The sequence below is a fragment of the Sphingopyxis chilensis genome (genome assembly GCF_035930445.1).
Taxonomy (GTDB): Bacteria; Pseudomonadota; Alphaproteobacteria; order Sphingomonadales; family Sphingomonadaceae; genus Sphingopyxis; species Sphingopyxis chilensis.
The window spans coordinates 3,869,218-3,877,948 of record NZ_CP142394.1; the positions used below are offsets into that span (position 1 = coordinate 3,869,218).

Annotated in this window: 9 protein-coding genes; 1 reads left to right on the forward strand and 8 read right to left on the reverse strand. The window is 66.4% G+C overall.

Translation table 11 applies throughout. From position 1 onward, the window contains the following. Positions 1–8: 8 nt before the first annotated feature. From VSX79_RS18255 to ectA, 7 genes are read right to left on the reverse strand one after another with little or no spacing between them, the layout of a single operon-like run. Positions 9–1,358: an MFS transporter gene (locus VSX79_RS18255; protein ID WP_179498055.1), complete on the reverse strand. Its 1,350-nt coding sequence runs from the start codon at positions 1,356–1,358 to the stop codon at positions 9–11. Continuing rightward, positions 1,343–2,617 (reverse strand): MFS transporter, encoded by a 1,275-nt coding sequence (locus VSX79_RS18260; RefSeq protein WP_179498058.1) that lies wholly within the window; start codon positions 2,615–2,617, stop codon positions 1,343–1,345. The genes VSX79_RS18255 and VSX79_RS18260 overlap by 16 nt, the downstream gene beginning before the upstream one ends. A gap of 21 nt (positions 2,618–2,638) precedes the next feature. Beyond that, on the reverse strand, positions 2,639–4,078 hold the full coding sequence (locus tag VSX79_RS18265) for an aspartate kinase (protein ID WP_326914033.1): 1,440 nt from the start codon (positions 4,076–4,078) through the stop codon (positions 2,639–2,641). Further along, entirely contained in the window at positions 4,075–4,995 is a 921-nt protein-coding gene (gene thpD / locus VSX79_RS18270) for an ectoine hydroxylase (RefSeq protein ID WP_326914034.1), read from the reverse strand. Before thpD ends, VSX79_RS18265 begins: the two co-directional genes overlap by 4 nt. A 29-nt stretch (positions 4,996–5,024) precedes the next feature. Further along, positions 5,025–5,426 (reverse strand): ectoine synthase, encoded by a 402-nt coding sequence (locus VSX79_RS18275; protein ID WP_179498063.1) that lies wholly within the window; start codon positions 5,424–5,426, stop codon positions 5,025–5,027. Positions 5,427–5,443: 17 nt separating this feature from the next. Continuing rightward, positions 5,444–6,751 (reverse strand): diaminobutyrate--2-oxoglutarate transaminase, encoded by a 1,308-nt coding sequence (gene ectB / locus VSX79_RS18280; RefSeq protein WP_326914035.1) that lies wholly within the window; start codon positions 6,749–6,751, stop codon positions 5,444–5,446. A gap of 1 nt (position 6,752) precedes the next feature. Next, the gene (gene ectA / locus VSX79_RS18285; protein WP_326915277.1) at positions 6,753–7,208 is read right to left on the reverse strand and encodes a diaminobutyrate acetyltransferase; all 456 of its coding nucleotides are present in this window, start codon (positions 7,206–7,208) and stop codon (positions 6,753–6,755) included. A gap of 327 nt (positions 7,209–7,535) precedes the next feature. Here ectA and VSX79_RS18290 point away from each other — a divergent pair, with 327 nt between their 5' ends. Beyond that, the gene (locus VSX79_RS18290; protein WP_179498069.1) at positions 7,536–8,015 is read left to right on the forward strand and encodes a MarR family winged helix-turn-helix transcriptional regulator; all 480 of its coding nucleotides are present in this window, start codon (positions 7,536–7,538) and stop codon (positions 8,013–8,015) included. Here the strand turns inward: VSX79_RS18290 and VSX79_RS18295 are convergent. Beyond that, a complete protein-coding gene (locus tag VSX79_RS18295) occupies positions 8,012–8,497 on the reverse strand; it encodes a PilZ domain-containing protein (RefSeq protein ID WP_179498071.1) in 486 nt (161 codons plus the stop codon). The genes VSX79_RS18290 and VSX79_RS18295 overlap by 4 nt on opposite strands. Positions 8,498–8,731 lie beyond the last annotated feature (234 nt).

The window sequence follows — 8,731 nt, forward strand, 5'->3', positions numbered from 1 at the left end:
CGCGCCGATCAATTTTCGGCGGCCGGCGCGGGCCTGAACGGATCTTCGCGCATCGAACGGCCAGCGGTTTCGGGCATGTAGCGCAGCGCGGCGAGGCCGACGAGGCAGGCGAGCATCATATAATAGGCGGGCATCAGCGGATCGCCGGTCAGGCTGATCAGACCGCTGCCGATCATCGGCGCGGTGCCGCCGAAGATCGAGGTCGAGATATTATAGGCGATCGCGAAACCCGCGAAGCGTACCGCGGTCGGGAACATCGCGGGGAAAGTGGCGGAGATCGTCGCGAGCTGCGGCACATAGAGCAGGCCGAGCGCCATGAAGCCGATCAGCGCGCCGGCGAACCCCGTCCCGATCAGCATATAGAGCGGCACGACGAGCAGCAGCAGGCCGACCAGCGACCAGCGCCACATCGCGCGGCGGCCGACGCGATCGGATAGCGCCCCCGCGAAGGGCAGGAAGAGCATCATGAAGAGCATGCCGATGATCGGCACGAGCAACGCCTCTTCGTTCGACAGGCCGATGCGTCGCTGCAGATAGGTGGGCATATAGCTGAGCAGCGAATAGTTGACGACGTTGAGCGCGACGACGAGGCCGCCGACGACGAGCAGCGGGCGCCAATAGTCGCGGACAAGGACCCCGAGCCCCGGCGGCTCGCGCCGTTCGGCCGATGCCATTTCCTCGCGGAAAATCGGCGTATCTTCCATCTTCGAGCGCACATACATGCCGATCAGCCCGATCGGCCCCGCGATCAGGAAGGGGATGCGCCAGCCCCACTCGTGCATCGCCGCGTCGCCAAGGTGCAGCGAATAGCCGAGCATCAGCGCGGCGCCGAAGGAAAAGCCCGCAAGCGTCCCGAATTCGAGGAAGCTGCCATAGAAGCCGCGCCGGTCGTCGGGCGCATATTCGGCCATGAAGGTCGCCGCGCCGCCATATTCGCCGCCGGTCGAAAAGCCCTGGAGCATCCGGAGCAGGATCAGCAAGGTGGGCGCCCAGAAACCGATGCTGTCGTAGGAGGGAATCAGCCCGACCGCGAAGGTTGCGCCCGCCATCAGCAGGATGGTCATCGCCAGCACCGACTTGCGACCGATACGGTCGCCGAGCGGCCCCCAGAACAGCCCGCCGAGCGGCCGGACGAGGAAGGAGATGGCAAAGGTCGCGAGCGCGAACAGCACCGCTTCCTCGGTATCGCCGGGGAAGAGCGCTGCGGAGATATAGGTGACGCCATAGGCATAGATGCCATAGTCGAACCACTCGACCGCATTGCCGAGCGCCGAGGCGCCGACCGCGCGATGCAGCGGCGAAGGCTTGCGAAAGGGGGGCGGATGCCCCGGGGCGTGGGTCGTTACGGGCTTTTCCATGGGTCACCTGTTTGCGAATGGGAGTCGGAACTGGCGGGAGAATCGGGACCGGCGGGGTCGAGCAGCGCCGCGACCGGCGTCGTGCGCGGCAGGATCTGGAAATCCTGCTGCGCGGCGCCGGGCACCGGATCGCTGGTCGCGAGGCGCCACAGCCCGAAGGCGAGCATCATCCCCGCCGCGAGCGCGATGAAGAGGAAGAGCCCGCCCGCGCCCGCCAGCGTCATAGAGGCCGCGGCGCCAAGCGGACCGAGCGCGGCGCCGGTCGAATAGAGAAGGACGAGCTGGCCGCTCGCGGTCACGCGCTCCGACGGCAAAAGCCGGTCGTTCACAAAGGCGACGCACAGCGGGTAGAGCGCGAAGCTGAGCCCGCCGAACAGCGCGCCGAGGCCGAGCAGCAGGACGCCGGTCGGCGCCATGGCAAGCGCGATGCTGACGCCAAGCGTCGCGGCGAAGCAGGCGATGATGACGCGCCGCCGGTCGTAGCGGTCCGACAGGCGGCCGAGCGGCCATTGCAGCGCCACGCCGCCGAGGATCACGGTCATCATGAAGGTCGCGGTGTCGCCGAGGCCGAGGCCGATCCGGCGCGCGTAGATGGCGGCAAGGCCATAGAAGGCGCCGAGCAGCAGCCCGGTGATCCCCGCGCCCGCGACGCCGAGCGGCGAGGCTTCGAACAGGCGCCGCAGCGGCAGCGAGGCCGCATCCTCGAGCGACGGCGCGGCGGCGCGCGTCAGGCAAACGGGGATGATCGCGAGCGAAATCAGGATCGAGGCGAGTTCGAACGGGATTTGCGGCGCGCTGCTGCCCGAACGCAGCAGCATCTGCCCGAGCGCCTGCCCCGAATAGAGCGCGACCATGTACCAGGCGAGCACCGTGCCGCGCGTGTTCGCCTCGGCGCGGTCGTTGAGCCAGCTTTCGACGCAGATGAATACGCCCGCGACGCACAGCCCGTCGACGAAGCGCAGCGCCGCCCATAGCAGCGGGTGCTGGAACAGCGCATAGGTGAGCGTGCTCGCCGACAGCAACGCGACGAAGGCGGCGAAGGCGCGGATATGGCCGACGCGGCGCACGACGTCGCCGGCCCGCAAGGCCCCCAGCACAAGCCCGGCAAAATAGGTGGTCGCGACCGCACCGATCACCATCGTCCCGCTGCCCGCGCGTTCGAGCCGGAGCCCGATCAGCGTCGAGAGGAATCCGCTGCCCGCCATCATCACGAAAATCGCGACCAGCAGGCTCCGCACGGGCAGGATCGTTGCGAACATCGGCCGCGCCCGGCCGCCGCGTCAAGCGGCGCGCCGGCCCTCCGCGCTCGCGTCGACGTCCTCGATCAGCGCCTTGTGTAGCACACGCACCGCCGCATCGAAATCGCGGCTTTCGACGATGAACTGGACATCGACATTGCGGATCTGATGCTGCATCGCGATCATCGCGATGCCCGCATCGTCGAGCGCGCGCAGCGCGTCGGGGACGAGGCCGGGGCGCGAAATATCGCTGCCGATCGCCGATATCATCGCCACCGGCTGCGCCGAGATGGCGGCCTCGGGATAGTCTTTCTGCAGGTCGGCGATCAGCTTTTTCACCGCGTCGGCGCTCGCCGACAGATAATGGGTGATCGTGTTGGCATTCGACGATTTGCTGACGATCCACAGGCGGTGGCGCGTCAGCGCGTCGAGGATCGCGGCGTCATAACCCTTCACCCCGACCATATCCTGCTCGAAGAATTGCAGCGCCTGCAACTGGCGGATGCCGGTGACGATCTCGACGCGCGGGACGTCGGAGACATAGTCGCCGGTGACGAGCGTGCCGCCATCCTCGCGGTCGAACGTGTTGCGCACGCGCAGCGGGATGTCGGTCTGGCGCAGGCCGCGCCCGGCACCGGGGTGGATCGCCTCCATCCCCAGGTTAGCAAGCTGGTCGGCGACGTCGTAATTGGTGCGGCCGATCTTGCGCGCCCTGTCCTCGCCGACCAGCCTGGGGTCGGCGCTCGACAGGTGAAATTCCTTGTGGATGATCGCCTCGCGCGCGCCGGTCAGGACGGCGAGGCGCGAAAAGGTCATTTCGGTATAGCCGCGCGCATAGCGCCGCACCATGCCGCCCTCGCAGCCGGCATAGCCGGTGACGATCGGCATCGTCGTGGCGAGGTCGATCGCGGCGAAAGCCTCCCTGATCCGTTCGTCGAGGCTGCTGAGGTCGTCCTGGTCCCACAAGGTCAGATCGACGAAGCGCGCGTTCACGTCGCGGTCGCGCAGCAACAGTGCCGTGCTGTGCGCGCTGTGCGCCTCGCCGATCCCGGCGAGCAGCTCGCGCACCGTCATCAGCTGTTCCTTGACGCAGAAGCGGCCGTGCGCGCGCAGGCGGGCCAGATCGTCGAGGCACGCCGCGACCGTGGCGATGCGCGTATCGACGAAGGCATCGGCTTCGGCACGGCTTTCGGGCCGCGCGAACATGGCCGCGTTGCGTTCGTGCATCGCGCGGCGGACGGCTTCCATCGCCTCGCGCCAGCCGTCGGCATCGTCGTCGGCGACGAAGCGGCCGTAGACGCCCGGCGCCCCACTCTTCTTGTTCTCGAGCAGCAGGTCGGTCATCCCGGCATAGGCCGAGACGACGAAGATGCGGTTATAGAGGTCGGCGCCCGAGCGCCCTGCGATCAGCACATTGTCGAACAGGGTCGCCGTCGCGGCCATCGATGTGCCGCCGATTTTCTCGACGCTATGCCAGGTCATGCCGGCACCGTCTCGGCGAGCGGGCCGCGTTCGATCGTCAGCGGTTCGGGTTCGCCGCGATGCGCGAGGAACCAGGGGCGCGGTTTGTCGACGCCGAACGGCTTTTCGAGCCGGTTGCTGACCGCATTATAGACAAGGAAGGCGTTGGCGCGCGGGAAGGGCGTGATGTTGCCATTCGACCCGTGCATCAGGTTGCAGTCGAACAGGATGACGGTGCCGGGCTTGCCGGTCGGCGCGACGATGCCGTGCTTGTGCGCGAGCTCGGCGAGGCTTTCCTCATCGGGAACGCCATATTCCTGTTTCTTGAGCGAGCTCAGATAATGGTCGTCGGGGGTTTCGCCGACGCAGGTGAGGTAAGTGCGGTGCGACCCCGGGATCACCATCAGCGGCCCGTTGTGCGGGGTGTTCTCGGCGAGCAGCACCGACATCGACAGCGCGCGCATCCGCGGCATGCCGTCCTCGACGTGCCACGTCTCGAAATCGCTGTGCCAATAGAACTCCTTGCCCGTGAAGCCGGGTTTGTAGTTGAGGCGCGACTGGTGGATATAAACCTCGTCGCCGAGCAGGAAGCGCGCGACGTCGGCGAGCCGCGCGTCAGCGGCGAGCCGCGCCATTGCGGTGCTCTGCGCGTGAATCTCGAAGATCGAGCGGATCTCGTTGCCCTGCGGCTCGGTGACGATCGTGTCGCCGTCGAGCGCCGCCGGATCGGCGAGCAGATTGCCCGCCGCCTTTTGCAGGAAGGCGACTTCGTCGGCCGAGAAGATGTCCTCGAGCACGATGTAGCCGTCGCGGTCGAACTGCGCGGCCTGGGCCGGGCTGATCGGCGCGTCATTGCTCCATTGACTATGGACGACGGGATCCTGCCGCGGCCGCATTTCGGCCTCGGCGGCTTGGCGTGAGGGGTAGAGGTCTTGCATCGGACGTCTCCCTTTCTGTTTTCTGATTGTCAGTCGGCGGCGACGAGGTCGGCGTCGGCCGGATAAGCGCCCGTTTCGTCGTGCACTTCCTTGCCGGTCACCGGCGGGTTGAAGGCACAGGCCGTCAGAATGTCGGTTTCGGGGCGCACGATATGGCGGTCATGGTCGTTGAGCGCGTACATCACGCCGGGTTCGAGCCGGTGGATTTCGCCCGTTCCCAGATCTTCGATGGTGCCGGTGCCCTTGAGCACGAAGACGGCCTCCAGATGGTTCTGATAGTGCATCTTGAGCTCGGTGCCCGCGAACATGGTGGTGACATGGAAGGAAAAGCCCATACCATCGTCCTTGAGCAGCATACGGGCGCTGGCCCAGCCGTCCGAACGGACGTTGCGGTCGGATTTGCGGATGGCGTTGAGGTTGCGAAGGATCATGTGGATATCTCCTGTGATTATTCGGCGGCGACGGCATAATCGCTGGCCATCGCCTCGCGGATCTTGGTTTCGAGGATGTCGAGTCCGGCGCCGAGCACGGCGTCGTCGATCACGAGCGGGGCGAGGACCTTGATCACCTCGTCATGCGCGCCGCTGGTCTCGATGATGAGGCCAGCGTCGAAGCAGGCGGCGGTCACGGCGCCGGCAAGCTCGCCCGATCCGACATTGACGCCGCGCATCATGCCGCGGCCGCGCGTTTCGAATCCATGTTCGGCGGCAATGCGGCCCAGCCGCATCGCGAGCAGCTCGCCGCGCCGTTCGACGTCGCGCTGGAAATCGCCGGTGCTCCAGAAATGGCGGAGCGCGGCAGTCGCGGTGACAAAGGCATGGTTGTTGCCGCGGAAGGTGCCGTTATGCTCGCCCGGCGACCATTGGTCGAGTTCGGGACGCAGCAGGGTCAGTGCAAAGGGCAGCCCCATGCCCGACAGCGATTTCGCCAGCGTCACGATATCGGGGGTGAAACCCATATCCTCGAAGCTGAAGAAGCCGCCGGTGCGGCCGCAGCCGGCCTGGATGTCATCGACGATCAGCAGCGCGCCGTGGGCCTTCGCGATCTCGGCGATCCGGCGCAGCCATTCGGGCGACGCGGCGTTAAGCCCGCCTTCGCCCTGCACCGTCTCGACCAGGATCGCCGCGGGCGCGTCGAGCCCGCTCGACGGATCGGCGAGACGTTGTTCGAGCAGTTCGGCGGTATCGACCTCGGGGCCGTAATAATCATAAAAGGGCTCGTGCGCGACGTGGCTGAGCGGCACGCCCGCGCCGCCGCGCTTGGTGGCGTTGCCGGTGCAGGCGAGCGCCCCCAGCGTCATCCCGTGGAAGCCGTTGGTGAAGGCGATTACCATTTCGCGGCCGGTGACCTTGCGCGCGAGCTTGATCGCGGCCTCGACGGCGTTGGTGCCCGTCGGACCGGTGAACATCACACGATGGTCGAGCCCGCGCGGCTTCAGGATCAGCTCCTCGAAGGTGTTGAGGAAATCCTGCTTGGCATCGGTGTGCAGGTCGAGCCCGTGCGTGATGCCGTCGGCGGCGATATAGTCGAGCAAGGCCTGCTTCAGGATCGGGTGGTTATGGCCATAGTTGAGCGTCGAGCAGCCCGACAGGAAGTCGAGATAGCGCCCGCCCTGATCGTCGTGCATCCACACGCCTTCGGCCTTGCCGAACTGGCGCGGCATCGAGCGGGCATAGCTGCGCACCGCCGATTCGCGGCGCTCATAGATATTCCTGTCCGGAATCGCGCCGGACGGCTGGGGTGTCGTAATCATCATCTTATCCCTGTTCTGCGTCTATCTTCGTGCGGTCGATCGGCCCGATCCGGGCCAGATATTCGGTGGCGTGGGCGCCCGCGAAATGGACTTCGCGTTCGAACAGCGCGCTGCGTTCGAGTTCGGCGTCCCACTTGCGGGCAAGGCTGCGGAACAATCCCCACGATGCCTGATTGTCGGCGGTGATCGTGGTGATCATGTGGGTCACGCCGTCCTGTGCGGGCCGGCCCAGCAGGTCGGCGATCATGCGGCTCGCGAGTTGCTTTCCGCGTCCCTCGGTGGACACCGCCACCTGCCAGACGAAAAAAGCCGCGGGATCCGAAGGCGGGCGATAGCCCGATACCCAGCCGATGATCCGCCCCGCCTTTTCGGCGATGACGCATTGATCGGCGAAATGCTCGCACTGGAGCAGGTTGCAATAGCGGCTGTTGCGGTCGAGCGGGGGGCAGGCGGCGATCAGCGCCGTCACCGCCGGTCCGTCGGCCGCGCGCGGGCGCCGGAACCGCACATCGTTCGCCGAGGCCGGCACCGCATCCCAATCTTTCCCTGGAGGCAATGACTCTTCGTCTTTTTGCCGATCTAATATCTTTCATCTCCTGAAATAAATTTCGGATTCATGCGGCGCCGAAAGGCCGCGAGTCGCGCAAAATATAAGAATTGAAGCCGGGCGTTCAACCCGTCGCCGTAATTTTATTTCATATATCGAAATATATGACATCGCTGTGTCAGGCCTGCGCAATCGGCGATAATGCGTTGGCGCGCGCGGGCCGGACGGCTAACAGGGCGCATGGACTCCGAAATTGCGAACGCGACGTTGAAGGCCTTGCGGCGCGTGCTGCGCGCGACCGACGGCGGCACCCGCCGGCTGGCCGCGGCGACGGGGCTGACGCCGTCGCAATTGCTGGTGCTGCGCGAGATCGATGTGGGTGAGGAGGTGACCCCGGGGCTGATCGCGCGGCGGCTGCAGTTCAGCCATGCGACGATCACCGCGATCGTCGACCGCCTTGTCGCGCTTGATCTCGCGGCACGGTCGCGGAGCGATCAGGACAAGCGCCGCGTGCTGTTGGAGGCAACGGCGAAAGGGCGGCGCTGCCTCGCCGAGGCGCCCGATATGCTGCAGGAAATATTCGCGGACCGCTTTTCGGCGCTTCCCGCATGGGAACAGGCGATGCTGCTGGCGGGCGCCGAACGGCTGGCCGACCTGCTCGGCGCGGGCGACATGGACGCCGCGCCGTTGCTCGACGCGGGGGCGATTGACCGGGCCTAGGCGAAGGTCAGCGAGGCGAGTGCGACGATGAAGAGCAGGATCACGGCGGTGAACAGCGCCGTCAGCGCCGTGAACAGGACCGCGCTGGGTGCGCGCCGCGTATAAAGCTCCCCGAAACCGCGCACGGCCGCGGCGCCGGCATCCTCATCCTCGTCGTCGTGCGGCGCCTTGAGCAGCGCGGCGCTGATGGCGCTTGCCGGGACAGGCGTCAGAAACTCGCACCCGAAGCGCCGGCCGTCCTCGCGCACGACGCGTGCCGGGGCGGCGCCGAGTTCGGGGAGGACGAGCAGAAAGGTTTCGCCGAGCGAAAAGGCGGCGTCGGTCTCGATCAAAAGCCCCGTTCGCGACAGGTTGCGGATGACGACCGCGGCTTCGGCCGTCGCCGATCGCGCCGCAACGTCGAGCCGCAGCGTGCGCCGCTGCGTCCGCCTGCGGTCGGCCGTTTCGGACGGTCCGGCGATATGGGCCAGCAAGGATCTCACCGACGTCTCCTTTGGCGACCGGATATCGCACGACAAGCTTAAAATTGCCTTGTTGCCGACCCGATCGCCGGGGCTGGAGGCGCAAAATATCGGGCGGGGTGAAGAACCGCAGCGACGCTCGCCACTTAACAATTAAACGGATATGTTGCCGTGGGCCGGAAAAAAACTGCGACGAGCCGAAGCTTCTTGTGGGTCGAATTGGGACGCAATCGGCCGCCGGGCGAACAGGCTACG